Annotated in this window: 22 protein-coding genes and 1 other annotated feature; of the genes, 6 read left to right on the top strand and 16 right to left on the bottom strand. The window is 58.0% G+C overall.

Annotated elements, in window-relative coordinates; genetic code table 11:
- Positions 1-37: 37 nt before the first annotated feature.
- The 3 genes from ACLEXF_RS19025 to tal form a co-directional block, all read right to left on the bottom strand.
- A complete protein-coding gene (locus tag ACLEXF_RS19025; protein ID WP_004204230.1) occupies positions 38-1,339 on the bottom strand; it encodes an MFS transporter in 1,302 nt (433 codons plus the stop codon).
- A gap of 119 nt (positions 1,340-1,458) precedes the next feature.
- Positions 1,459-2,046 carry a molybdopterin adenylyltransferase gene (gene mog / locus ACLEXF_RS19020; protein WP_004204229.1) on the bottom strand — a complete coding sequence of 196 codons (588 nt, stop codon included), beginning with the start codon at positions 2,044-2,046 and terminating at the stop codon, positions 1,459-1,461.
- Between the two features lie 99 nt (positions 2,047-2,145).
- Positions 2,146-3,099: a transaldolase gene (gene tal, locus ACLEXF_RS19015; RefSeq protein ID WP_004204228.1), complete on the bottom strand. Its 954-nt coding sequence runs from the start codon at positions 3,097-3,099 to the stop codon at positions 2,146-2,148.
- A 202-nt stretch (positions 3,100-3,301) separates the two neighbouring features.
- Here tal and ACLEXF_RS19010 point away from each other — a divergent pair, with 202 nt between their 5' ends.
- Together ACLEXF_RS19010 and yaaA are read left to right on the top strand one after the other, a co-directional pair.
- Positions 3,302-4,732, top strand: a complete 1,431-nt coding sequence (locus tag ACLEXF_RS19010; protein ID WP_004204227.1) for an alanine/glycine:cation symporter family protein — start codon at positions 3,302-3,304, stop codon at positions 4,730-4,732.
- Between the two features lie 78 nt (positions 4,733-4,810).
- Positions 4,811-5,584: a peroxide stress protein YaaA gene (gene yaaA / locus ACLEXF_RS19005; RefSeq protein WP_101839067.1), complete on the top strand. Its 774-nt coding sequence runs from the start codon at positions 4,811-4,813 to the stop codon at positions 5,582-5,584.
- Between the two features lie 48 nt (positions 5,585-5,632).
- On the opposite strand, the gene thrC is transcribed toward yaaA, so the two are convergent.
- The 6 genes from thrC to yjjY all read right to left on the bottom strand — a co-directional run bounded on the left by thrC (position 5,633) and on the right by yjjY (position 11,896).
- On the bottom strand, positions 5,633-6,913 hold the full coding sequence (thrC, locus tag ACLEXF_RS19000; RefSeq protein WP_002887863.1) for a threonine synthase: 1,281 nt from the start codon (positions 6,911-6,913) through the stop codon (positions 5,633-5,635).
- A 3-nt stretch (positions 6,914-6,916) separates the two neighbouring features.
- Positions 6,917-7,846, bottom strand: coding sequence for a homoserine kinase (gene thrB / locus ACLEXF_RS18995; RefSeq protein ID WP_243811812.1), 930 nt, complete (start codon positions 7,844-7,846; stop codon positions 6,917-6,919).
- A 1-nt stretch (position 7,847) separates the two neighbouring features.
- A complete protein-coding gene (thrA, locus tag ACLEXF_RS18990) occupies positions 7,848-10,310 on the bottom strand; it encodes a bifunctional aspartate kinase/homoserine dehydrogenase I (protein WP_009309175.1) in 2,463 nt (820 codons plus the stop codon).
- A gap of 25 nt (positions 10,311-10,335) precedes the next feature.
- Positions 10,336-10,453: a sequence feature (Thr leader region), on the bottom strand.
- Positions 10,392-10,460: a thr operon leader peptide gene (thrL, locus tag ACLEXF_RS18985; RefSeq protein WP_004222578.1), complete on the bottom strand. Its 69-nt coding sequence runs from the start codon at positions 10,458-10,460 to the stop codon at positions 10,392-10,394. Its footprint overlaps the feature before it by 62 nt.
- 211 nt (positions 10,461-10,671) lie before the next feature.
- On the bottom strand, positions 10,672-11,358 hold the full coding sequence (locus tag ACLEXF_RS18980; RefSeq protein WP_004204223.1) for a tRNA/rRNA methyltransferase: 687 nt from the start codon (positions 11,356-11,358) through the stop codon (positions 10,672-10,674).
- A gap of 397 nt (positions 11,359-11,755) precedes the next feature.
- Positions 11,756-11,896, bottom strand: coding sequence for a protein YjjY (gene yjjY, locus ACLEXF_RS18975; RefSeq protein ID WP_004146984.1), 141 nt, complete (start codon positions 11,894-11,896; stop codon positions 11,756-11,758).
- A gap of 95 nt (positions 11,897-11,991) precedes the next feature.
- On the opposite strand from yjjY, the gene arcA reads away from it, so the two are divergent.
- On the top strand, positions 11,992-12,708 hold the full coding sequence (arcA, locus tag ACLEXF_RS18970; protein ID WP_002887843.1) for a two-component system response regulator ArcA: 717 nt from the start codon (positions 11,992-11,994) through the stop codon (positions 12,706-12,708).
- Between the two features lie 62 nt (positions 12,709-12,770).
- Here arcA and creD read toward each other — a convergent pair whose 3' ends face one another.
- Genes creD through creA form a run of 4 tightly spaced genes read right to left on the bottom strand, consistent with a single transcriptional unit; the run spans position 12,771 to position 16,788 of the window.
- The gene (gene creD / locus ACLEXF_RS18965) at positions 12,771-14,129 is read right to left on the bottom strand and encodes a cell envelope integrity protein CreD (protein WP_049093448.1); all 1,359 of its coding nucleotides are present in this window, start codon (positions 14,127-14,129) and stop codon (positions 12,771-12,773) included.
- A gap of 59 nt (positions 14,130-14,188) precedes the next feature.
- Positions 14,189-15,613 (bottom strand): two-component system sensor histidine kinase CreC, encoded by a 1,425-nt coding sequence (creC, locus tag ACLEXF_RS18960; protein ID WP_146412464.1) that lies wholly within the window; start codon positions 15,611-15,613, stop codon positions 14,189-14,191.
- Positions 15,613-16,302 (bottom strand): two-component system response regulator CreB, encoded by a 690-nt coding sequence (gene creB / locus ACLEXF_RS18955; RefSeq protein WP_064795073.1) that lies wholly within the window; start codon positions 16,300-16,302, stop codon positions 15,613-15,615. Before creB ends, creC begins: the two co-directional genes overlap by 1 nt.
- Before the next feature lie 12 nt (positions 16,303-16,314).
- A complete protein-coding gene (creA, locus tag ACLEXF_RS18950) occupies positions 16,315-16,788 on the bottom strand; it encodes a protein CreA (RefSeq protein ID WP_004204218.1) in 474 nt (157 codons plus the stop codon).
- Positions 16,789-16,997: 209 nt separating this feature from the next.
- Here creA and robA point away from each other — a divergent pair, with 209 nt between their 5' ends.
- Entirely contained in the window at positions 16,998-17,867 is an 870-nt protein-coding gene (gene robA, locus ACLEXF_RS18945; RefSeq protein ID WP_004204217.1) for an MDR efflux pump AcrAB transcriptional activator RobA, read from the top strand.
- Here the strand turns inward: robA and gpmB are convergent.
- Positions 17,864-18,511, bottom strand: coding sequence for a 2,3-diphosphoglycerate-dependent phosphoglycerate mutase GpmB (gene gpmB, locus ACLEXF_RS18940; RefSeq protein WP_004204216.1), 648 nt, complete (start codon positions 18,509-18,511; stop codon positions 17,864-17,866). The genes robA and gpmB overlap by 4 nt on opposite strands.
- A gap of 113 nt (positions 18,512-18,624) precedes the next feature.
- Here gpmB and yjjX point away from each other — a divergent pair, with 113 nt between their 5' ends.
- The gene (gene yjjX, locus ACLEXF_RS18935; protein ID WP_004204215.1) at positions 18,625-19,140 is read left to right on the top strand and encodes an inosine/xanthosine triphosphatase; all 516 of its coding nucleotides are present in this window, start codon (positions 18,625-18,627) and stop codon (positions 19,138-19,140) included.
- Here yjjX and trpR read toward each other — a convergent pair.
- Positions 19,127-19,456, bottom strand: a complete 330-nt coding sequence (gene trpR / locus ACLEXF_RS18930) for a trp operon repressor (protein ID WP_004204213.1) — start codon at positions 19,454-19,456, stop codon at positions 19,127-19,129. The two genes, yjjX and trpR, sit on opposite strands and share 14 nt — an antisense overlap.
- 88 nt (positions 19,457-19,544) lie before the next feature.
- A complete protein-coding gene (gene sltY / locus ACLEXF_RS18925; RefSeq protein WP_004204212.1) occupies positions 19,545-21,482 on the bottom strand; it encodes a murein transglycosylase in 1,938 nt (645 codons plus the stop codon).
- A 228-nt stretch (positions 21,483-21,710) separates the two neighbouring features.
- On the opposite strand from sltY, the gene ettA reads away from it, so the two are divergent.
- Positions 21,711-23,378, top strand: a complete 1,668-nt coding sequence (gene ettA, locus ACLEXF_RS18920; protein ID WP_004204211.1) for an energy-dependent translational throttle protein EttA — start codon at positions 21,711-21,713, stop codon at positions 23,376-23,378.
- Positions 23,379-23,556 lie beyond the last annotated feature (178 nt).

Here is a 23,556-nt window from a genome sequence, read left to right as displayed (position 1 = left end):
GACAGGGCGGCGGCTGGTCATCATCGGTAAACCCTGCTTAGCGCTGCAGCTCCCCTTCCGGCAACCTCGCCGCCGTCAGCCCCTGACGCAGCCAGATACCTAATCCCAAGCCCATCAGCGACAAGGCCAGCACATACCAGGCCGGGGCCATCGGCGACACCCCCATCAGCATCGTGACGGCAATCGGCGTCAGGCCGCCAAAAATCGCGTACGACAGATTGTAGGAAAAGGAAATGCCGGTGAAGCGCACTTCCGCCGGGAAGGCCCGCACCATGACATAAGGCACCGCCCCCACCACGCCCACGCAGAGTCCCACCGTACCGTACAGCAGAAACAGCCGCTGCGGGCTGGCGCCGGACAGGTGATAAAATGCCCAGCTGGCAACCGCCAGCAGCAGGCTACCGACGATAAAGGTGCGGCTGGCGCCGAAGCGGTCCGCCGCCAGCCCGGCGAGCAGACAGCCGATGCACAACATAATCGTGGCAATGCTGTTGGCCTGCAGGGTCATCGCCGGGGCGAAGCCATAGTGTTTCTGTAGCCAGACCGGCGACATCAGGATCACCACCACCACGCCTGCCGACAGCAGCCAGGTCAGCAGCATAGAGACCGCCACCGCCTTCTGGTGCTTGAGGACGACCGCCTTTACCGGCAGTTCCTGCGCCAGCGCTTTGCGCTGCTGCATCTCAAGAAAAATCGGCGTCTCCTGCAGCCAGCGGCGCAGATACATCGCCACCAGGCCAAATACGCCCCCCAGCAGGAAGGGGATCCGCCAGCCGCCGTCGTGGATCCCCTGCGGCGTCAGGCTGGTGTTGATAAGCGTCGCCACCACCGATCCCAGCAGGATGCCTACGGTCAGGCCGGCCGTCAGCGTGCCGCAGGCGATACCAATGCGTTTTTCCGGAACATGCTCGGCGACAAACACCCAGGCGCCAGGCACCTCGCCGCCGATCGCCGCCCCCTGCAGAATACGCATCAGCAGCAACAGCAGCGGCGCGACGATACCCACCGAGCTGTAGGTCGGCAGCAGACCAATCGCCAGGGTCGGCACCGCCATCAGCAGAATGCTGAGGGTAAACATTTTTTTACGCCCTACCAGATCGCCAAAGTGGGCCATGATGATCCCCCCCAGCGGACGCGCCAGGTAACCGGCGGCGAAAATGCCAAAGGTCTGTACCTGGCGCAGCCATTCCGGAATATCCGCGGGGAAGAAGAGCTCGCCGACGACGGCGGCGAAGAAAACGAAGATGATAAAGTCATAAAACTCCAGCGCGCCGCCAAGGGCGGCCAGCGTTAGCGTTTTATAATCCTGGCGGTTGAGCGGTCGGTTTGCATATGACATAACGCGATTTCATCCTGAGGTGTGCAGCGTATTTTATAGTGTGTAAAGTAAACAGCACTATATCGTAAATAAAACGGCACACCATCAGCGATGCAGGTTATGTCACAAATGCATCAAATTCAGGATAAAGTTTCGCGTCTGGCGCTTTTTGGACGAAATGCTTCTACCACACGGCCATCGGTTTCCACATAAGGCCCCTCCAGCAACTGTACACAATAAGGTACACTTGCGAAAATACCGTGCACCAGCACGTTGCCGTCAGCATCTTTCACCCCTTCCAGGGTCTCCTGAATCGCTTTCGGTTGTCCTGGTAGATTGAGGATCAGCGCCTGCTTGCGGATCACCCCGACCTGCCGGGAAAGGATCGCCGTCGGCACAAAGTGTAGGCTAACCTGGCGCATTTGCTCGCCGAAGCCCGGCATCTCGCGATCGGCAATCGCCAGCGTGGCGTCGGGCGTCACATCGCGACGCGCAGGGCCGGTTCCGCCGGTGGTCAGCACCAGGTGGCACCCCATCTCGTCAACCAGTTCGCACAGCGTTTGCTCAATAATGACCTGCTCATCCGGAATCAGGCGAGTCTGCAGTTCAAAAGGGGTAGTGAGGGCACGCGCCAGCCACTCTTCCAGTGCCGGGATGCCTTTGTCCTGATAGACGCCGCTGGAGGCGCGATCGGAAATGGAAACTAAGCCGATTCGTAAGGTATTCATGGTTATTCCGTTCAAACTGTAGCGTTAAACGAAATGATACACTGCTGCTGGCGGGACAGACAGTGTAATGTGGCCGACGGGCGTCGGCCACCTGCGGGATTACAGCAGTTCGCCGATCATTTTTTCCAGTTTTTCCTGGTCGATCGCAAACTTACGGATACCTTCCGCCAGTTTGTCTACCGCCATCGGATCCTGGTTATGCTGCCACAGGAACTCAGATTCGGTAATACGCTCCGGACGCGCTTTCACTTCACCGGTATACACCAGTTTACGCTCAACGGCGCCTTCGCTCTCGGACAGCTCTTTCAGCAGCGCCGGGGCGATGGTCAGGCGGTCACAGCCAGCCAGTTCGAGAATTTCACCAACGTTACGGAAGCTGGCGCCCATCACTACGGTTTCATAACCGTGCTGCTTGTAGTACTCGTAGATTTCGCTGACGGAAACCACGCCCGGATCTTCTGCCGGCGCGTACTCTTTCTTATCGGTGTTGGCTTTGTACCAGTCGAGGATACGACCAACGAACGGCGAAATCAGGAAGACGCCCGCTTCGGCGCAAGCACGAGCCTGAGCGAAGGAGAACAGCAGGGTCAGGTTGCAGTTGATGCCTTCTTTTTCCAGCTGCTCAGCGGCGCGAATGCCCTGCCAGGTGGAAGCCAGCTTGATCAAAATACGATCGTTGCTGATGCCCGCGTCGTTATACAGCTTGATGATGCGCTTGGCTTTGGCGATAGACGCTTCGGTATCGTAGGAGAGACGTGCATCCACTTCGGTGGAGATACGGCCCGGGATCAGTTTCAGAATTTCGAGACCGATGTTCACCGCCAGCTTGTCGGAAGCATCAAGGATCTGCTGTGCGCGATCGCTGCTCTGGCTACGAGCCCAGGCCACAGCGTCGTCAATCAGCTTACGGTACTCAGGGATCTGAGCCGCGCCGAGGATCAGGGAAGGGTTGGTGGTGGCATCCTGAGGCTGATACAGCTTCATTGCCGCAATATCTCCGGTGTCAGCGACGACAGTGGTGTACTGACGCAGAGAAGTTAATTTATCCGTCATGATATATTTCTCTTAAACAGCAGTTAAGGGGATGTAACCGGTCTGCCCAGATGATAACACGCTGCCGGGTCAGCGCAACCGCCGACGAGAGAAGAGCGCAGAGTGTGATAAACTATGCAGATTAATTTGCTGAAAGCGCAAGGATTGTCACTTAATTGGTAACGCTTACACTGGCGTTCCGGCATGGACAAGAGGATGTTTAATGCCTGATTTTCTCTCATTTATCAATGAAATACTCTGGGGCTCAGTGATGATTTATCTGCTACTGGGTGCAGGGATCTGGTTTAGCTGGCAAACCCGGGGTATTCAGTTCCGTTACGTGCGCAAATTTAGCCGCAGTCTGAAAAAAAGCCTGCACCCGCAGCCGGGCGGTTTAACCTCTTTTCAGGCGTTATGTACCAGTCTTGCCGCCCGGGTTGGCAGCGGTAATCTTGCCGGCGTCACGCTGGCCATTGCCGCCGGCGGACCAGGAGCGGTATTCTGGATGTGGGTCTCCGCCCTGCTCGGCATGGCCAGCAGCTTCGCCGAATGTTCCCTTGCCCAGTTGTATAAAGAACGCGATAGCCGCGGCCAGTTCCGCGGCGGCCCGGCCTGGTATATGGCGCGCGGGCTCGGCATGCGCTGGATGGGCGTCCTGTTTTCGATCCTCCTGCTGCTGGCCTATGGTTTTATCTTCAATACCGTGCAGGCCAACTCCGTGGCTCATGCCCTGCGCTATGCGTTCGATCTGCCGGCGGCGGTCAGCGGCGGCGTGCTGGCCGTTGTCGTTCTGCTGGCCATCCTCCGCGGTTTACGCGGCGTGGCGCGCCTGATGCAGTGGATAGTGCCCATCATGGCGCTGCTATGGATCGCCACCAGCCTGCTTATCGGCCTGTGGCATATCACCGCCCTGCCGACGATTTTCGCCACCATCTTTCGCTGCGCCTTCGGCTGGCAGGAAGCCGCCGCCGGCGCGGTGGGCTACACCATCAGCCAGGCGCTGACCAGCGGCTTTCAGCGCGGCATGTTCTCCAATGAAGCAGGGATGGGCTCTTCGCCTAACGCCGCCGCAGCCGCCGCCTCATGGCCGCCGCACCCGGCGGCGCAGGGTATCGTGCAGATGATAGGCGTGTTTATCGATACCATCGTGATCTGTACCGCCAGCGCGATTATCGTCATGCTGGCGCCGCGGCCCGACAATGAGTATACGCTCAATGGTATTCAGGACTTGCAACACGCGATGAGCGTGCTGGTCGGCGGCTGGGGAGCGGATTTTATCGCCCTCATCGTGCTGCTGTTCGCTTTTAGCTCTATCGTGGCCAATTACGTGTATGCGGAAAATAATCTGATCTTTCTGCATCTGGATAAGCCGCGCTATATCTGGGGGCTGAGAATACTCACCGTCCTGATGGTGCTGCTGGGGACCCTGGTTAGCCTGCCGGTCGTCTGGCAGAGCGCGGATATCATTATGGCGCTGATGGCGATGACCAACCTGACGGCCATCCTGCTGCTCTCCCCGACGGTGCGAATTATCGCCAGTGATTATCTGCGTCAGCGCCAGCTGGGCATCCAGCCCACTTTTGATGCGTCGCGCTATCCCGAGATTCACCAGCAGCTGGCCCCGGGCGCGTGGAATGAACTGCCGCGCGAATAGCGTGGCAATCGCAGCTATACGATCCCACCATTCACTTTTTTTGTTAAAATTCGTCGAAAATACCTGCAAGGACTGGATATGCTGATTCTGATTTCACCTGCTAAAACGCTCGATTATCAAAGCCCGCTGGCAACGACTCGCTATACCCAGCCCGAACTCCTCGAGTATTCTCAAGAGCTTATTAGCATCGCCCGTCAGCTGACCGCGCCGCAAATCGGCAAGCTGATGAGCATCAGCGACAAGCTGGCGGATCTGAACGCCACCCGTTTCCACGACTGGCACCCTGACTTCACGCCGCAAAACGCCCGCCAGGCGATCCTCGCCTTTAAGGGCGATGTCTACACCGGCCTGCAGGCAGAGACGCTCACTGAGGACGACTTTGACTTCGCCCAGCGACACCTGCGCATGCTCTCCGGCCTGTATGGCGTGCTGCGCCCGCTGGACCTGATGCAGCCCTACCGCCTGGAGATGGGGATCCGTCTGGAAAACCCGCGCGGTAAAGATCTGTACCAGTTCTGGGGCGATACCATTACCGAGAAGCTGAATCAGGCGCTGCAGGCTCAGGGCGACGATATCGTCATCAACCTGGCTTCCGATGAGTATTTTAAATCGGTGAAAACGCAAAAATTGCAGGGCCAGCTGATCAAGCCGGTCTTCCTCGATGAGAAGAACGGCAAATTCAAAGTGATCAGCTTCTATGCCAAGAAAGCCCGTGGCCTGATGAGCCGCTACATTATTGAAAATCGCTTAACCCAGCCGGAGCAGCTGAAATTCTTTAATAGCGAAGGCTATTTCTTTGATGCGGAGGCTTCGGAGAAAGGCGAACTGGTGTTTAAACGCCACGAGCAGTAAGTAAGCGTCCCCCTGCGGCGTTCGACGCGACAGGGGGACGGTAAGGATTTAGCCCATCATCAGCTTACGCAGCGCGGCGAAATCCGCCGGCAGGTTGTGAGACAGCAGCGGCAGGTCGGCGCGGTCGGCCAGCTCTTTCGGCAGCGGCAGGGTCTCCTGCAAGATCTCCTCCACGCTCTCTTTGAACTTCGCCGGATGCGCAGTACCGAGGAACAGACCGTACTCTCCCGGCTGCAGCTGATCGCGCAGCGCGCGCCAGGCAATCGCCGCGTGCGGCTCAGAGATGTAGCCGATGGCCTTCAGCTCACGCATTGCCGCTTTGGTGGTCTCATCATCGACCGCGGCATAGCCCAGCTCGCTGAGACGCCAGATTTTACGGCGGAACAGCTCTTCGACACGCGGCCAGTTGTTCGGCTGGCTGACGTCCATGGCGTTGGACAGCGTCGCCTGGGTGGCTTTTGGCGCCCACTCGCCGCCCTGCAGATAGCGCGGAACAGTGTCGTTGGCGTTGGTGGCAGCGATAAAGCGTTTGATCGGCAGACCCAGCGACTTCGCCAGCAGACCGGCGGTCAGATCGCCGAAGTTGCCGCTCGGCACAGAAATCACCAGCTGATTGCGGGCTTCCTGCGGCAGCTGCGCCGCCGCTTCGAAGTAGTAGCAGATCTGCGCCAGCAGGCGGCTGATGTTAATGGAGTTAGCCGAGTTCAGCCCCAGCGTCGCCTTCAGTTCTTCATCGTCAAACGCCTGCTTCACCAGCGCCTGGCAGGCGTCGAAGTCGCCGTCAATCGCCACGGTTTCAATGTTGCCGCCGAGAGTACAGAACAGCTTCTCCTGCAGCGGGCTGATCTTGCCGCGCGGATAGAGGATCACCACCTTAACGTTCGGCAGACCATAGAAAGCATGCGCCACCGCCGCCCCGGTATCGCCAGAGGTCGCCGTGAGGATGGTGACCGGCTTGTCGCCCGCAATGTGGGTCAGCATCTGCGCCATAAAGCGGCCGCCGAAATCCTTGAACGCCAGCGTGGGGCCATGGAACAGTTCCAGACAGCCGACATCCTCCTGAACCTTGCTCACCGGCGCCGGAAACGCAAACGCCGCGCGGACCCGCTGTTGCAGGACATCCTGCGGGATCTCATCGCCGATAAAGGCGGATAAAATTTTGGCGCTGCGGGTGACAAAGTCCTGCGCCAGCATATCGTCGATTTCAGTCAGGCTGAATTCCGGCAGATCGTGCGGAAAGAACAGGCCCTGATGCTTGCCAAGTCCCTGGGTAACGGCCTGCGCAAAGCTGACCTGCTCATTGTGATCTTTTAAGTTATACAGTTTCATTGGTTATCCCACTACGCGTGCGCCCGCCGTATCCAGCCGGCAAATATGAACAAAGCCTTCCTGATTCTGTAGATAGTGCGCGCCAAGCCAGTCGGCGACGCGCTGTGCGGTGTCCGGCTTATCGCACAACGCGAATAGCGTTGGGCCAGAGCCGGAGATGCCGCAAGCCTGGGCGCCCATCTCCATGGCCGCCTGACGCGCTTCGCTAAAGCCCGGCAGCAGTTTGGTTCGGTACGGTTCGGCAATCACATCTTTCATCAATTTTGCCGCCAGCTGCGGCTGGCGGGTGTAGCAGGCATGAATAAAGCCCGCGAGGTGGCGACCATGGGCGATACAATCCTGACGGCGGTACTGCGCCGGCAGAATCGCCCGCGCTTCGGCGGTGGAGACTTTAATCCCCGGATAGGCCAGCACCCACAGCCACTCATCAAACCCGGGCACCTGCTGGCTGATAATCCCGTTCTCTTCGATCATCAACTGCATGCCGCCAAGATAGCACGGCGCCACGTTGTCGTAGTGAATGCTGCCGGAGATACGCCCTTCCATCTCCCCCATCAGCGCCAGCATGCGCGTCTCGTTCAGCGGCTTACCGCAAAACTCGTTCATCGCCACCAGCGCGGCGACCACCGAGCAGGCGCTGGAACCCAGCCCGGAACCAATCGGCATGTTTTTTTCCAGCGTCATCACCACCGGCACCGTCTTACCGATCTCCCGGCAAAAGCTTTCCCAGCACTGGTAAACAATGTTCTCCTGCGGCGCCGTCGGCAGTTTGCTGGCGAAGCGTCCCAGATTCTGCAGGCTAAATTGCTCCGCCGCTTCGACAGTGACATTGTCGCCAAGCAGCGTGCCATCGACCGGCGTGACCGCCGCGCCCAACACATCAAACCCGACGCTCATATTGGCACTGGAAGCCGGGGCATATACTTTGACCATCTTAAACTCCTAACTTCCAGGAAAGGGTGCGCAGCAGGTCGGCGAATACGCCGGCCGCCGTGACGTCGTTCCCGGCACCATAGCCGCGCAGCACCAGCGGCAATGGCTGATAATAGTGGCTGTAAAAGGCCAGCGCGTTCTCGCCATTTTTGACTTTGTACAGCGGATCGTTGCCGTCAACGGCGGCAATTTTCACCCGGCAGGTACCATCCTCTTCGATGTTACCGACATAGCGCAAGACTTTACCTTCATCGCGCGCCTTAGCGATCCGCGAAGCGAACTCATCATCCAGCGACGGCAGGCGGGCCATAAAGGTCTCGACATCACCGCTGGCGTCGAAGTCCGCCGGCAGCGCCGACTCGACGATAATGTCCGACAGCTCCAGTTCACGCCCGGTCTCACGGGCCAGAATCAGCAGCTTACGCGCGACGTCCACCCCGGATAAATCGTCGCGCGGATCCGGCTCGGTATACCCCATCTCACGGGCCATTGCCGTCGCCGCCGAGAAACTCACCCCCTCATCCAGCTTGCCGAAGATAAACGACAGGGAGCCGGAAAGGATCCCGGAGAAATGGCGCAGTTCATCGCCGGCGTTGAGCAGGTTCTGCAGGTTCTCAATCACCGGCAGGCCAGCGCCAACGTTCGTGTCATAGAGGAACTTGCGGCGCGAGCTGCTCGCCGCGTGGCGCAGCTGATGATAGTAATCCAGTGAAGAGGTATTGGCCTTTTTATTCGGCGTGACCACATGGAAACCTTCGCGCAGGAAGTCGGCGTACTGATCGGCGACCGCCTGGCTGGAGGTACAGTCGACGATCACCGGATTCAGCAGGTGGTACTCTTTTACCAGGCGGATCAGGCGACCAAGATTAAAGGGTTCTTTCGCCTCCGCCAGCGCTTCACTCCAGTTTTCCAGATTCAGACCATGCACGCTGGTCAGCAGCGCCTGAGAGTTGGCCACGCCGCAAACGCGCAGATCGATATGTTTGCTCTTCAGCCAACCCTGCTGGCGTTTGATCTGCTCCAGCAGCGCGCCGCCGACGCCGCCGACGCCGATGACGAACACTTCGATCACCTGATCGGTGTTGAATAGCATCTGATGGGTCACGCGCACGCCGGTGGTAGCATCGTCATTGCTAACCACCACCGAAATGGAGCGCTCGGAGGAGCCCTGAGCAATCGCCACGATATTGATATTGGCGCGAGCCAGCGCGGCAAAAAACTTTGCCGAGATACCGCGCAGGGTGCGCATCCCGTCGCCCACCACCGAGATAATAGCCAGACGCTCCATAATGGCCAGCGGCTCCAGCAGTCCCTCTTTCAGCTCGAGGTAAAACTCATCTTCCATCGCCCGTTTGGCTCGCGCGCAGTCGCTCTGCGGCACGCAGAAACTGATGCTGTACTCGGAGGAGGATTGGGTGATCAGCACTACCGAGATGCCGGCGCGGGACATGGTGGCGAAGACGCGGGCGGCCATGCCGACCATGCCTTTCATCCCCGGCCCGGAAACGTTGAACATCGCCATGTTGTTGAGGTTAGAGATGCCTTTAACCGGCAGATCGTCCTCGTCGCGGCTGGCGCCGATGAGCGTTCCCGGCGCCTGCGGGTTGCCAGTATTTTTAATCAGACATGGGATTTGGAATTGGGCGATAGGGGCGATGGTGCGCGGGTGCAGCACTTTCGCGCCAAAATAGGAGAGCTCCATCGCCTCCTGATAAGACATCGATTTCAGCAGACGCGCATCCGGCACCTGGCGCGGGTCGCAAGTGTACACTCCGTCGACATCGGTCCAGATTTCGCAGCAATCGGCGCGCAGGCAGGCGGCCAGCACCGCAGCCGAATAGTCGGAGCCGTTGCGCCCCAGCACCACCAGCTCCCCCTTCTCATTGCCAGCGGTAAACCCGGCCATCAGGATCATATGGTCTGCCGGGATCTGGCTGGCGGCGATGCGGCGGGTGGATTCGGCGATATCGACCGTGGACTCCATGTAGTGACCAACGGCAAGCAGTTTTTCCACCGGGTTAATGACACTGACTTTATGACCACGGGCTTCCAGCAGACCCGCCATGATGGCGATGGAGAGCTTTTCGCCTCGGCAGATCAGCGCGGCATTGACGCTATCCGGGCACTGACCCAGCAGGCTAATACCGTGCAGGACATGCTTAATCTGAGCAAACTCCTGCTCAACAAAGGCTTTCAACTGGGCGAGCGGGAAAGCGGGCTGGGCGTCGGCAAGGCCCTGAAGAAGTTCGGCAAAAATGCGTTCAGCGTCGGCAATATTGGGGAGGGCATCCTGGCCGCCAATGGTCTTTTCAATCATCGCTACCAGATGGTTAGTGATCTTCGCCGGGGCAGACAGGACGGTCGCTACCTGCCCCTGCCTGGCATTACTCTCCAGAATATCGGCAACCCGCAGAAACCGTTCCGCATTTGCCACTGATGTACCGCCGAACTTCAACACTCGCATGGTTCTTACCCCTTGATCTCTTGTCAAAAAAAAAGCCCGCACTGTTCAGGTGCGGGCTTTTTTCTGTGTTTCCTGTACGCGTCAGCCCGCACCGTTACCTGTGGTAATGGTGGTGGTGATAATGGTGGTAATCATGCCGATGCGATTCATGGATGTTGTGTACTCTGTATTTTTATCTGTCTGTGTGTCCTGCCTATATTGGTTAAAGTATCTGCCGTCTTAAGTCAATGAATTTCTCAATTAACCCCATTTCAGCCGGCTTACGTATTGCGCCACCCCGACAAGAAAAAACACCCAGATTGGCGGAACACCTGCCGCAAAAACAGTATATGCAACCATAAATAAAAAATATGACAGAACTTTATTCTGGTAGGTTTTTTTCAATATCATGCAGCAAACGATGCAACATTGCCGTGTCTCGCTGCTGCAGCAGACCCAATCGTTGCGACAGCCAGTCGGCCAGTTTGGCATCGTCCTCCACGCCCAGACGCGAAAGCAAGGCCATGGTGCGGAGGCGCAACGCCTGCAGCTGATGATGGTCTGCCGCGGCAGCGGCGGGAGCCGATTGTTGCATAAGCGATGCTAATTGATAGCAGTAAACCATCACCGACTGACCGAGGTTCAGCGACGGATAATCCGCGACCATCGGCACGCCGGTCAGCACATCGGCCAGGGCCAGCTCCTCATTGGTCAATCCGGCGTCTTCACGGCCAAATACCAGCGCGGTATGGGTCATCCAGTTCGCCTTCTCCTCCAGCAGCGGCAACAACTGCTGCGGCGTGGCGTAATAGTGAAACCGCGCGCGACTGCGGGCGGTGGTGGCGACGGTAAAATCGACGTCGTGCAGCGCCTCAGCAAGGGTGGAATAGGTGGTGATGCCATCGAGGATGTCGCCTGAGCCGTGCGCCACCCAGCGTGCCGCCGGCGCCAGATGGGCTTCACTGTCCACGATCCGCAGATCGCGAAATCCCATGGTTTTCATCGCCCTGGCGGCGGCACCGACGTTCTCGGCCCGGGCAGGACCGACCAAAATAATCGTTAAACGCATTGCGGTTTCATTCTCTCTCTCAGGCGTTGTCTGAGGCGCGGAGCCCCCCATTTTACGCGGTGAAAATTTACAAATTTGCAACAAAAATCACTAAAATTGCGTTTTCTTACCCATAAAAAAATCTAAACTGTTCTCAGGAGGCCATGACAAGGAGTATGTTAACAGAACCCATTTATCCATATGATGGGCAATGAAATTTCATCTGACGCATCGTTCCAGACATTGGATTCACTGTATTTATTAATTTATCCACGCAACTAGTTGAGCCGGGTAAAGATTGTGACTATAAAGAGCATGGCGATGCAATGATTTCACAAGACTGTTAACGTGCTACAATTGAACTTGATATATGTCAACGAAGCGTAGTTTTATTGGGTGTTCGGCCTCTCTTAGCCTGTTATGTTGCTGTTAAAATGGTTAGGATGTCAGCCGTTTTTGACACCGTCGGGTCCAGAGGGAAAGTACCCACGACCAAGCTAATGATGTTGTTGACGTTGATGGAAAGTGCATCAAGAACGCAATTACGTACTTTAGTCATGTTACGCCGCGCATGTTAATTTGCGACATGCACCAGGCAGGTCAGGGACTTTGGTACTTCCTGTTTCGATTTAGTTGGCAATTTAGGTAGCAAACATGCAGACCCCGCACATTCTTATCGTTGAAGACGAGTTGGTAACACGCAACACGTTAAAAAGTATTTTCGAAGCAGAAGGTTACGATGTATTCGAAGCGACCGATGGCGCGGAAATGCATCAGATCCTGTCTGAAAATGATATCAACCTGGTGATCATGGATATCAACCTGCCGGGTAAAAATGGTCTTCTGCTGGCGCGCGAGCTGCGCGAGCAGGCCGACGTCGCGCTGATGTTCTTGACCGGCCGCGACAACGAAGTGGATAAGATCCTTGGCCTCGAAATCGGCGCTGACGACTATATCACTAAACCGTTTAACCCGCGTGAACTGACTATCCGCGCGCGCAACCTGCTCTCCCGTACCATGAACCTCGGTACCGTGAGCGAAGAGCGTCGCAGCGTGGAAAGCTACAAGTTCAACGGCTGGGAACTCGATATCAACAGCCGTTCCCTGGTTAGCCCGAACGGCGAACAGTACAAGCTGCCGCGCAGTGAATTCCGCGCGATGCTGCACTTCTGCGAAAACCCGGGCAAAATTCAGTCTCGTGCCGAGCTGCTGAAGAAAATGACCGGTCGCGAGCTGAAGCCGCATGACCGTACCGTTGACGTGACCATTCGTCGGATTCGTAAACACTTCGAATCCACTCCGGATACTCCGGAAATCATCGCTACCATTCACGGTGAAGGTTACCGTTTCTGTGGCGATCTGCAGGAATAATGCGAGTTATTCCGCAGCTATGATGTGAAAACGGCGCCCGAGGGCGCCGTTTTTTTATGCCGTCACTCTTTCCACAGGCGCAGTTTGTCGTCATCAGCAGACGGCGGCGGAGGCGCACTGCCTTTCGGTAACGATAACGCATACCAGTCCAGTCGCCGGGTCAAAAACATCAGAATGCTCAGCGCCAGCGCCAGCACACCGGTCCCCAACAGCAGCGCGCTGTCCTCGGAGTGCAGCAGAAACCACATCACCCCATCCAGCAGCAACAGCGCGGCGACAAACAGCAGGCTGTTGCGCCATCCCCTGAGCACCGCCTGGAGGTAGATCCCATTCATCACCGCGCCGCACAGACTGGCGGCCAGCCAGGCGGCGGTAAAGCCAATGTGCTCCGAAAGCGCCAGCAGCACCAGGTAAAACAGCACCAGCGATAAGCCCACCAGCAAATATTGCATCGGATGCAGGGGTCGATGGGTCAGGCTCTCGAAAGCGAAAAACGCCATAAACGTCAGCCCGATTAACAGGATGGCATATTTTGTCGCCCGATCGGTTAGCTGGTACTGGTCGGCAAGCGACATGACATCGGCACTGAACGCCGGTAAGCGCGACCACGGGATCTCCATATCATCCTTGAAATAGCTGCCCATATCATTGGCGAACCAGCTGCTTTGCCAGTGGGCGCGATAGCCGGCAGCATTCACTTCGCGTTTCGTTGGCAGGAAGCTGCCGAGAAAGCCGGGATGCGGCCAGTTACTGGTCAGCTGCAGCTCGCTGTTGCGCCCGAGCGGCGCCAGTGAAAATGCGCCCGTCCCGTTCAGATCGAGCGAAAAAGCAATCTCAAGCGGTTTGTTGTCCTCCGCTAGCGCAGGCATCGGCATATGGATGCCCGCCCCATCGCCGCTGATCCCCAGCCCCGGCTCCACGCTTAATACGTTACCATTGACCTCCGGGGCATGGATGGCGCCAATGCCGCGGGCATCGCCAACGCTCACCACCAGCCGCGGCAGGCCCAGGGTGATATGCGTTTTTCGCAGCGACGCCAGACGCAGCGGATCGAAGGTGGCCTTAATCTGCAGGGCGTTATGCCATACCTGCCCGCTGTAGATGCCCACCCTTCTCGACTCCACGGTCTGTTTGCCGGTGACCGCCAGCGACTCCGGCAGCCAGTAGTACACCCAGCTACGCTGATAGGCGACCTCTTTTTGGTTCTCCCTGCGGGTCAGCGTCTCGGTTACCGGAATAGCGATCAGCGGCCCGGCGAGTTTTTGCGAACCGCTGGTGCTCTGCTCAATGGCGTCCACTACCTCGCTGCGATAATCAGCCCGCTCATTGATGAGCTCCCTGACCATCATTAAAGGTAGAGATAACAGCACAATACAACCTATTAGCGTGGTGATTTTCCAGAATAACGGTGATTTCAACATAGCTTTCTCCCTATCGTGATGGCCTCACCATAGGGCGGCTGTGTGGGGAGAATTTGAAGCTATGTGAAGGGACGGTGAAGTCTCAGCGTAGCGACCACGCCGCCTTCAGGGCGATTGTGCAGACGGATATCGCCATGATGCAGGCGCGCCACTTCACGAACGAAGGCCAGCCCAAGGCCGCTGCTCTTGTGGCCGTCTTCACGCGGCAGCGAGTAGAACCGATCAAAGATCCGCGTCAGGGCATACTCCGGAATACCGCATCCGTTATCCGTTACGCTCAGTTGCACCTCTGCATTCCGTTTCTCTACTGCCAGGGCGATCTCGCCCCCCTGGGGGGTAAAATCAATCGCGTTGTCGAGCAGATTACCCAGCGCCTGGGCCAGCAGTTCGCCATCGCCATTGACCAGCATCCCACTCGCCTGCCAGCGCAGAGTAATGGCTTTCGCCGCCAGGGCGATGTCGCGCTCCTCCGCCAGGCGTTGGTATAGCGCATCTATCGACACCGGCTGTAGCTTTATCTCCAGCCGGCTTTCCAGTCGCGCCTGCTGGAGTAACCGCTCCACCAGCAGCTGCATGCGGGTGTTCTGCGCAAGGATATTCTCAGTAAACCGCGCCGCCACCGCAGGCGGCGGCCCTTCGCGCAGAATCTCCGCCGCACCGCGAATAGCCGCCAGCGGACTTTTCAGCTCGTGCGTCAGGTCATAGACATAGTTTTCGATGGCGTTTTTGCCTTCGAGCTTCACCCGCATGCTCTCCAGCGCCTGGGCCAGCTTACGCAGTTCGCTGCTGCCGACCTCCGGCAACGGCAGCGGGCGGTCAGCGGTCACGGAGTCCGCATAGCGCACCAGCTTACCGATAGAGAAATTGATCCACCAGACGACGCCGCAGCCGATCAACAGCGCAATGCCCAGCAGGGCACCGCCGGCCCAGAGGATCCGCCGCTCGCTGCGCTTAATGACCGGCGTCATCGCCAGATTGGGTTTACCGACGCTCAGCACGCCGATAATCCGCCCCTGATCCATCACCGGCGCGGCGATATACATCACCGAGCTGGCTTCATCATGCGGATCGCTGCGCGAACTGCGCGCGCCGTACTGCCCGCGCAGGGTGAGCCAGACGTCGTTCCAGCGTGAATAGTCCTGCCCTGTCGCCTCTCCACTGGAGTCAAACACGACCTTGCCCCGGGCATCGGTCAGATAGACGCGGTACTCATTACGCACCTTTTTAATTCCGCCAATGTTGGCGTTTAGCCGCTGCTGGTGGAGCTGTTGAAAGGCCTGCGCCAGCCTGCCCTGCTGCGGGTTTGCCGCCAGCAGGTCCTCACGCGCCAGCGCCGCCAGCAGGGTGGCGGTATCGTTGAGGGTCCCCTCCGTCGCCCGGCGCACGCCCGGCTTCACTTCCTGGACAAAGATCGACAGTACAAACCAAGCGGCGATCGCGACGATAAGAAAATAGCCCAGCAGCAGGCGCATGCCGATGCGCATCAGCAGCGCCCCAGGCTGTAACCCATCCCGCGATGGGTATTGATTGGCGACAAATCAGGATTCACGGCCCGCAGTTTAGCGCGCAGGGTTTTGATGTGGGTGTCGACGGTGCGGTCGAGGCTTTCCCAGGCATCGCTCCATACCCGCTCCATCAGCTGCTGACGGGAGAAAACGCGACCGGGCGCGTGAAGCAAAGTTTTCAACAGCAGAAATTCATAGCGCGTCAGGTTCAGGGGCTGGCCGAACCAGCTTATCGACGCCGCCTGCTCGTCAAGCACAAACTCGCCGACGCGAACTACCGACGAAGGCGCGGCAAATTTTTGCAGCCGTCGCAGCACGCTGCGCACCCGCGCGCAAACTTCGCGCGGCGAAAACGGCTTGGCGATGTAATCGTCAGCGCCGATTTCCAGCCCCAGCAGCTTATCGACCTCATCGCTCCGCGCCGTGAGAAACAGCACCGGTAGCGCCGGATAACGTGTCAGCAGGCGCCGACAGAGCTCGAAGCCGCTGATATCCGGCAAGCCAACGTCGAGGATGGCGACATCGGGCGCCTGATGCGCCGCCGCCTCCAGCGCGGGCAACCCGCGGTCGAAGACGGTGACCTGGAAGCCCTCCTGCTGGAGCATATAAACCAGGGTATCGGCGATACTCTGTTCATCCTCAACTAACCAAATCCATGGCTGCTGCATGCGCGCTCCCGTTTATTTATTCCAGGGCATAATCGGCACGGCGCTGATGGCGTTCTTCGGCGAACCATCAACTACTTTATCCGAATAGGTCAGGTAGACCAGCGCATTGCGTTTCGCATCATAGAAGCGAACGACCTGTAGCTTTTTAAATACTAACGAGGTGCGCTTCTGGAACACCACGTCGCCCTGGCTTTTGCCATTTTTGATTTTGTCCGTCAGCTCAATCGGCCCGACCTGCTGGCAGGAGATGGCCGCGTCGGAGGTATCCTCCGCCAGACCCAGCCCGCCTTTGATCCCGCCGGTCTTCGCCCGGCTGATATAGCAGGTCACGTTCTGGACATCCGGATCGTCAAAGGCTTCGACGACAATTTTGTGATCCGGTCCTAACCATTTGAAGACCGTATCCACGGAACCAATCTGCTCCGCCTGAGCAATCTGACAGCCGGCCAGCAACAGCAGGCCCATCGCAAACTTCTTGTATTTCATATTGTTACCATTATTAAAAAATATAGCTAAGTGATTATCACGGACTTAGCAGAAAAGGTTTATAGATCACAGCTTTACAAAATTATCGTTCAGATCCACTGACCTACCGCATTTAAAAGCAAAAAAAACACTGAATGCTAAAACATCAAAAAATGCTATTATCCGCTACTTTAATATCAGGCACCTGTGTTTAAGGATGGGGACATTTTATGGATCAAGCAGGGATTATTCGCGATCTCCTTAGCTGGCTGGAAGGTCACCTGGATCAGCCGCTTTCTCTGGACAATGTGGCGGCGAAGGCAGGTTATTCCAAGTGGCATCTGCAGCGAATGTTTAAGGATGTCACCGGCCACGCTATCGGTGCCTATATTCGCGCGCGCCGGTTGTCGAAATCAGCTGTCGCATTACGCCTTACCGCCCGTCCAATCCTTGATATTGCGCTGCAGTACCGTTTCGACTCCCAGCAGACCTTCACCCGGGCGTTCAAGAAGCAATTCTCGCTGACGCCGGCTCTCTACCGCCGCTCGCCGGACTGGAGCTCGTTCGGTATGCGTCCGCCGCTACGTCTTGGCGAGTTTACCCTGCCGAAACATGAATTTGTCGCCCTACCCACGACTCAACTGCTCGGTGTGACTCAGAGCTATACCTGTAAGCTGGAGGAAATCTCCGACTTCCGCAACCAGATGCGGGTCCAGTTCTGGCGAGATTTCCTCGGCAACTCGCCGTCGATCCCCCCGGTGCTCTACGGGCTGCATGAACCGCGTCCGAGCCTGGAGAAAGACGATGAGCAGGAAGTGTTCTATACCACCGCGCTGACGCCGGAGATGGCTAACGGCCACCTGCAGAACGCCCATCCGGTGACGCTGGAGGGCGGCGAGTATGTCATGTTTACGTATGAAGGGCTGGGTACCGGCCTGCAGGAATTCATCCTGACGGTCTACGGCACCTGCATGCCGATGCTGAACCTGACGCGCCGCAAGGGGCTGGATATTGAACGCTTCTATCCTGAAGATGAAAGCCGGGATCAGGCCACGCCGATTCAGTTACGCTGCGAGTATCTGATCCCGATCCGCCGTTAACGCTGCAGCTCGTCCATCGCGGGGGCGTCAAGATGCGAGACGTCGCCCGCCGTTTCCACCACCCAGCCGGAAGCCAGCCACGGGCTTTGCTGATAATCGACGCGCGAGATCGAGCAGTTGCGCAGGCGCAGACGACGCTCTGCGTATGCCGGCAGCCCTAAAATCGTACTCACCAGGCAGCCCAGCGCGATACCATGACTCACCAGCAGCGGTCGACTACCGGCCGGTAATTCCAGACAGGCGGCCAGCGCCGCATGCATACGTTCGCTAAGCTCCTGCATCGATTCGCCCTGCGGAATGCGACCATCCGGCGTGCCGTTGACCAACTGGCGGCGCCAGCCCTCTTCTTCTTCGCTGAGCGAGTCAATATGGCGCTTCTCCAGCACTCCCATATCCAGCTCGCGCAGGCGCGCATCAGCGATCACGCTGCAGCCGCAGGCTTCGGCAATAATCTCTGCTGTGCGACGGGTTCGTCCCAGATCGCTGGTAATGATGTGGGTGATCCCCAGCGTTCTGGCGCGCTCGCCAACCTGCCAGGCCTGGCGCTCACCGTGTGCGGTCAGCGGGCTGTCGGACTGACCCTGAATACGTCGCTCGGCGTTCCACTGCGTTTCACCGTGGCGAACAAGGTATACCTGTAACATGCTTTTTTTCCGTTCTGAACTCGTTATCGACCGCTTGCGGGCATTACCGACTGCCCTGGGGGTGATTTAGAGTATACTGCGATGACGTTAGTTTATTCTGAGTTGTTTTGATTATGCACCATGTTGTCTCAGCGACCACTAATCCCGCCAAAATTCAGGCAATTCTGCAGGCTTTTGACGAGATTTTCGGCGAAGGATCCTGCCACATTGAGTCCGTCTCCGTCGAGAGCGGCGTGCCGGAACAGCCCTTCGGCAGCGAGGAAACGCGCGCTGGCGCACGAAATCGCGTCGCCAATGCGCGCCTTGCCCAGCCCCATGCCGATTTCTGGGTCGCCATCGAAGCCGGAATTGACGATGACAGTACCTTTAGCTGGGTGGTCATCGAAAGCGCCAGCCAGCGCGGAGAAGCGCGCTCAGCCACGCTGCCGTTGCCTGACGTTATTCTTGAGCAGGTTCGCGCTGGCGAAGCCCTCGGGCCGGTCATGTCGCAGTATACCGGCATCGATCAGATTGGTCGTAAAGAGGGAGCGATTGGGGTTTTCACCGGCGGCAAATTAACCCGCAGCAGCGTTTACCATCAGGCGGTCGTGCTGGCGTTAAGCCCGTTCCACAACGCTATTTATCGCTAGCCAACAGCGTCTGCTCCAGCCACTGGCGCAGCTCAACCGGCGCCGACTTCAGGCTGTTGGACCCGCGGGTAATGGTCGCAATGCCGGCACCGAGCTCATTTTTCAGCTCGCGCTGGCTCATCTCACCGCGCAGCAGCTCTTCGATAATGCGCACCCGAGTCCCCAGCGCTTCACGCTCATCAGGGGTCAGCATGAGCTGCAGCAACGGTAGATGCAGATCCTGCGCATAGGCCTGCTGTAGCAGCGCCACAAAGCGCAGCCACTCCTGATGACGTTGTTCGGCAACGGCCGCGGAATAGGGAGATTGTTGGGTCATATCGCGCCACCATATTGAGACGGGCAGCTTACGCTGCCCGTCGAATGTACTCTTCAACGAGTACAAAGCATAACATACTTCCCGGCGATCAGTAACGCTGCCGCCACTCCGCATCGCTGAAGAGCTTATCCTGCTGACCCATAAAGTAGCGATAGTAGGCGTCATAGGAGAGGACATTCTTCACGTAGCCGCGTGTTTCCGAGAACGGAATACTCTCGACAAACGCCACGGCGTCGATCCGTCCGGCGCTGTTCCCCTGCCAGGTGCGTACCCGACCCGGCCCGGCGTTATAGGCCGCCGAGGCGTAGATGCGGTTATTACCGAACTGCTGGTAAACGTACTGCAGATAGCTGGTGCCGATGTTGATGTTGGTTTCCGGATCCAACAGCTGCGACGGGCCGCTGTAGCCGGGAATGCTGAACATGCTGACGGTATGCGTCGCGGTGCCCGGCATAATCTGCATCAGCCCGCTGGCGCCGACCGGCGAGCGCACTTTCGGGTTCCAGGCGCTCTCCTGGCGGGCAATCGCCATCGCGTAGCTCTGCGGAATATCTTTACCGCTGATATAGCGGGCAAACAGATCGTTATAGGCCAGCGGGAAGCGCTCCTCCAGCTGATCCCACAGTTTGCCGGCGATCGTCGCCTGTACGCTCAGATCCCACCAGTGTTGATCAAAAGCGTAACGCGCCAGCTGCGCCTGCTGGGATTTACTACGGCTGGTGACCAGGTTCGCCCATTCAGTGCGCGCGGTGTTATCCATATTCCAGTACATCAGCTCGCGCACCCGGGCCATCTCCGGACCGGAGGCCAGCGCCGGATCGAGCGTGCCAATCGCTTTATCAATGCGGAAGGTATACTCCTCGCCGAGACGCTGCGCAGCGACCATCGGGTAGAAACCCCGCTGCTGCATCAACGACCGGAGGATCGCCTGCGCCTCCTCGTCCCTGCCGCGCTCCAGCAACAGATCCGCCTGCCAGTAGCGCCATTCGTCTTTCTCTTTCGCCTCCATCGGCAGGCGCGCCAGCCAGGTATTCAGACCATGGCGATCGCCCGTCCCCAGCGCCATCCGTACCCGCCGCTCCACCAGCGGCGTGGACTGCGAGCGCATAATCGCATCGTCGCGCCAGATGGCCTGCTCTTCGGTCACATCGTTCCCCATCAGGCGCCAGGCGACAATATCGCGTAGCTCCTGGGTCTGATCCTCATTGAGCTGCTGGGCCTGCACCAGCGAAGGGATCATCAAACGGGCATTTTCCACATCCTGACGGGCGACGCTGGCGAAAGCGACGGCGGCCATCTGGCGGGTAAAGTCCGTCGCCCCGGTGGTGCGGGCAAAGGTCAGAACGCTGTTAGGATCGTTAGCCAGGGCGACCACGGCGCTGGCGATGCTCTGGTAGTTGGCAGGCATCTGCTGGGCCAGCGATTTCACCAACCCAATATTGCCGGCCTTCATCGCCAGGCGGATCCGTTCGAGATAGGCCAGCGGATCCTGTTGGCCGGAGTCGCGCCAGGCGCTGAACAGCGGTTCACAGGCGCCGGGCTGGTTCTTGCCCGTCAGCCAGAGCGCTTTCGCTCCGCTCCAGGCCTCCTGCGACTGACCCACGCTCAGTTTGGCGTAGTAGTAGTTGCACTGCGCCTCGGTGCTGGTCGGCTTATCGGGGCTAAACGCCAGCAAGCCGCGCCAGTCGCTGCGCCGGGCCAGTTCATTCACGAAACGCGAACGTAATGAACGCGCCGGGGGCAGCGTCGGGTTGGCGTCAATAAAGTTTTTCACCACCAGCGCCGGCTGGTTCATCAGATCGTCGGTAATCTGCCGGTACTGCAAATAGGGATACAGGGGATAGGTGCTTAACGTGGGCATCAGCTGGTCAACCACATCCATCTGCCGGTTATCCCACGCCTGCTTAATTTGTGCGTAGCGGCTGCGCTGTTCATCCAGTGAATCCGCATGCGCCAGCTGACTCAACGCCAACAGACCAACGCTGGCAGCCAAAAGATGCCACGCCATTTTTTTGGCTTTTTCCACAAGCTCTTCCTCTTTCAGGTGCATTTTCGCAGCATCGTGCCGCTTAAAAGCCCCTGCCGGTTCGGCAGGCGGCTTTACTTATGCTAATCAGACAACGCTAAACGCGCCATGTCCTGAACATTTTTTTACGCTTCTGTGAATCCTGTCGCCTCGCTGGGATTAGCGCGCGAAAAAGGCTACACTTCGGCTTTGAACTATCTATCAAAATAGAAAGAGGCGAAGTCCAACGTGGCTCAATTCGTTTATACCATGCATCGTGTCGGCAAAGTGGTTCCGCCGAAACGTCATATTTTGAAAAATATCTCCCTCAGCTTTTTCCCTGGCGCGAAAATCGGTGTGCTCGGTCTGAACGGCGCCGGTAAATCTACCCTGCTGCGCATCATGGCCGGTATCGACACCGAGATCGAAGGTGAAGCGCGTCCGCAGCCCGGCATTAAAATTGGCTACCTGCCGCAGGAGCCGCAGCTCAACCCGGAGCACACCGTGCGCGAGTCCGTGGAAGAAGCGGTCGCCGAAGTGGTTAACGCGCTGAAGGGTCTGGACGAAGTCTATGCTAAATACGCCGAGCCGGATGCGGACTTCGATAAGCTTGCCGCACAGCAAGGCAAGTTCGAAGAGATTATCCAGGCGCACGACGGCCACAACCTGAACGTGCAGCTGGAGCGCGCGGCCGACGCCCTGCGCCTGCCGGACTGGGATGCGAAAATCGCTAATCTTTCCGGTGGTGAACGCCGCCGCGTCGCGCTGTGCCGCCTGCTGCTGGAAAAACCGGATATGCTGCTGCTCGACGAACCGACTAACCACCTCGACGCCGAGTCCGTCGCCTGGCTGGAACGCTTCCTGCACGACTTCGAAGGCACCGTGGTGGCGATTACCCACGACCGTTACTTCCTCGATAACGTCGCCGGCTGGATCCTCGAACTTGACCGCGGCGAAGGTATTCCGTGGGAAGGCAACTACTCCTCCTGGCTGGAGCAGAAAGATCAGCGTCTGGCGCAGGAAGCTTCTCAGGAAGCCGCACGCCGCAAATCCATCGAGAAAGAGCTCGAGTGGGTACGCCAGGGCGCGAAAGGCCGTCAGTCTAAGGGCAAAGCCCGTCTGGCGCGCTTTGAAGAGCTTAACAACGTTGAATACCAGAAACGTAACGAGACCAACGAACTGTTCATTCCGCCAGGCCCGCGTCTGGGCGATAAAGTTCTGGAAGTCAGCCATCTGCGCAAATCCTACGGCGACCGCGTGCTGATCGACGATCTGAGCTTCTCGGTACCGAAAGGCGCTATCGTCGGCATCATCGGTCCGAACGGCGCGGGTAAATCCACCCTCTTCCGCATGATGTCTGGCCAGGAACAGCCAGATTCCGGCACCATCACCCTGGGTGAAACCGTTAAGCTGGCTTCCGTCGATCAGTTCCGCGACGCGATGGACAACAGCAAAACCGTGTGGGAAGAAGTGTCCGGCGGCCTGGATATCATGAAGATCGGCAACACCGAAATGCCGAGCCGCGCCTACGTGGGCCGCTTTAACTTCAAAGGCGTCGACCAGGGTAAACGCGTTGGCGAGCTGTCCGGCGGTGAACGCGGTCGTCTGCACCTGGCGAAGCTGCTGCAGGTCGGCGGTAACGTCCTGCTGCTCGATGAACCGACCAACGACCTGGATATCGAAACCCTGCGCGCGCTGGAAAACGCCCTGCTGGAGTTCCCGGGCTGCGCGATGGTTATCTCGCACGACCGCTGGTTCCTTGACCGTATTGCCACCCACATTCTGGATTACCAGGATGAAGGTAAGGTGGAGTTCTTCGAAGGTAACTTTACCGAGTATGAAGAGTACAAGAAACGCACTCTCGGCGCCGACGCGCTGGAGCCCAAGCGAATCAAGTACAAACGTATCTCAAAATAAAATGCAAAAAGGCAACGCAAGTTGCCTTTTTTAATGTTTGTTCCCTCTCCCTGTGGGAGAGGGCCGGGGTGAGGGCAAGGTAAAAGTAAAAAGGCAACGCAAGTTGCCTTTTTTAGGGTTTGCTCCCTCTCCCACCGGGAGAGGGCCGGGGTGAGGGCAAGGTAAAAGTAAAAAGGCA

Origin of the sequence: Klebsiella pneumoniae complex sp. WS1778, assembly GCF_049472055.1 — a bacterium.
GTDB lineage: Bacteria > Pseudomonadota > Gammaproteobacteria > Enterobacterales > Enterobacteriaceae > Klebsiella > Klebsiella quasipneumoniae.
This window is presented reverse-complemented; position numbering and strand designations above follow the sequence as displayed.

Coding starts and splice junctions, on each gene's coding strand:
- mog (WP_004204229.1), bottom strand. CDS start 2,046: ATGAATACCTTACGAATCGGCTTAGTTTCCATTTCCGATCGCGCCTCC.
- yjjY (WP_004146984.1), bottom strand. CDS start 11,896: ATGACTAAAGTACGTAATTGCGTTCTTGATGCACTTTCCATCAACGTC.
- creC (WP_146412464.1), bottom strand. CDS start 15,613: ATGCGCATCGGCATGCGCCTGCTGCTGGGCTATTTTCTTATCGTCGCG.
- yaaA (WP_101839067.1), top strand. CDS start 4,811: ATGCTGATTCTGATTTCACCTGCTAAAACGCTCGATTATCAAAGCCCG.
- tal (WP_004204228.1), bottom strand. CDS start 3,099: ATGACGGATAAATTAACTTCTCTGCGTCAGTACACCACTGTCGTCGCT.
- trpR (WP_004204213.1), bottom strand. CDS start 19,456: ATGACCCAACAATCTCCCTATTCCGCGGCCGTTGCCGAACAACGTCAT.
- thrB (WP_243811812.1), bottom strand. CDS start 7,846: ATGGTCAAAGTATATGCCCCGGCTTCCAGTGCCAATATGAGCGTCGGG.
- creA (WP_004204218.1), bottom strand. CDS start 16,788: ATGAAATACAAGAAGTTTGCGATGGGCCTGCTGTTGCTGGCCGGCTGT.
- yjjX (WP_004204215.1), top strand. CDS start 18,625: ATGCACCATGTTGTCTCAGCGACCACTAATCCCGCCAAAATTCAGGCA.
- gpmB (WP_004204216.1), bottom strand. CDS start 18,511: ATGTTACAGGTATACCTTGTTCGCCACGGTGAAACGCAGTGGAACGCC.
- ACLEXF_RS18980 (WP_004204223.1), bottom strand. CDS start 11,358: ATGCGTTTAACGATTATTTTGGTCGGTCCTGCCCGGGCCGAGAACGTC.
- thrC (WP_002887863.1), bottom strand. CDS start 6,913: ATGAAACTGTATAACTTAAAAGATCACAATGAGCAGGTCAGCTTTGCG.
- ACLEXF_RS19025 (WP_004204230.1), bottom strand. CDS start 1,339: ATGTCATATGCAAACCGACCGCTCAACCGCCAGGATTATAAAACGCTA.
- creD (WP_049093448.1), bottom strand. CDS start 14,129: ATGTTGAAATCACCGTTATTCTGGAAAATCACCACGCTAATAGGTTGT.
- arcA (WP_002887843.1), top strand. CDS start 11,992: ATGCAGACCCCGCACATTCTTATCGTTGAAGACGAGTTGGTAACACGC.
- thrA (WP_009309175.1), bottom strand. CDS start 10,310: ATGCGAGTGTTGAAGTTCGGCGGTACATCAGTGGCAAATGCGGAACGG.
- creB (WP_064795073.1), bottom strand. CDS start 16,302: ATGCAGCAGCCATGGATTTGGTTAGTTGAGGATGAACAGAGTATCGCC.
- robA (WP_004204217.1), top strand. CDS start 16,998: ATGGATCAAGCAGGGATTATTCGCGATCTCCTTAGCTGGCTGGAAGGT.
- ACLEXF_RS19010 (WP_004204227.1), top strand. CDS start 3,302: ATGCCTGATTTTCTCTCATTTATCAATGAAATACTCTGGGGCTCAGTG.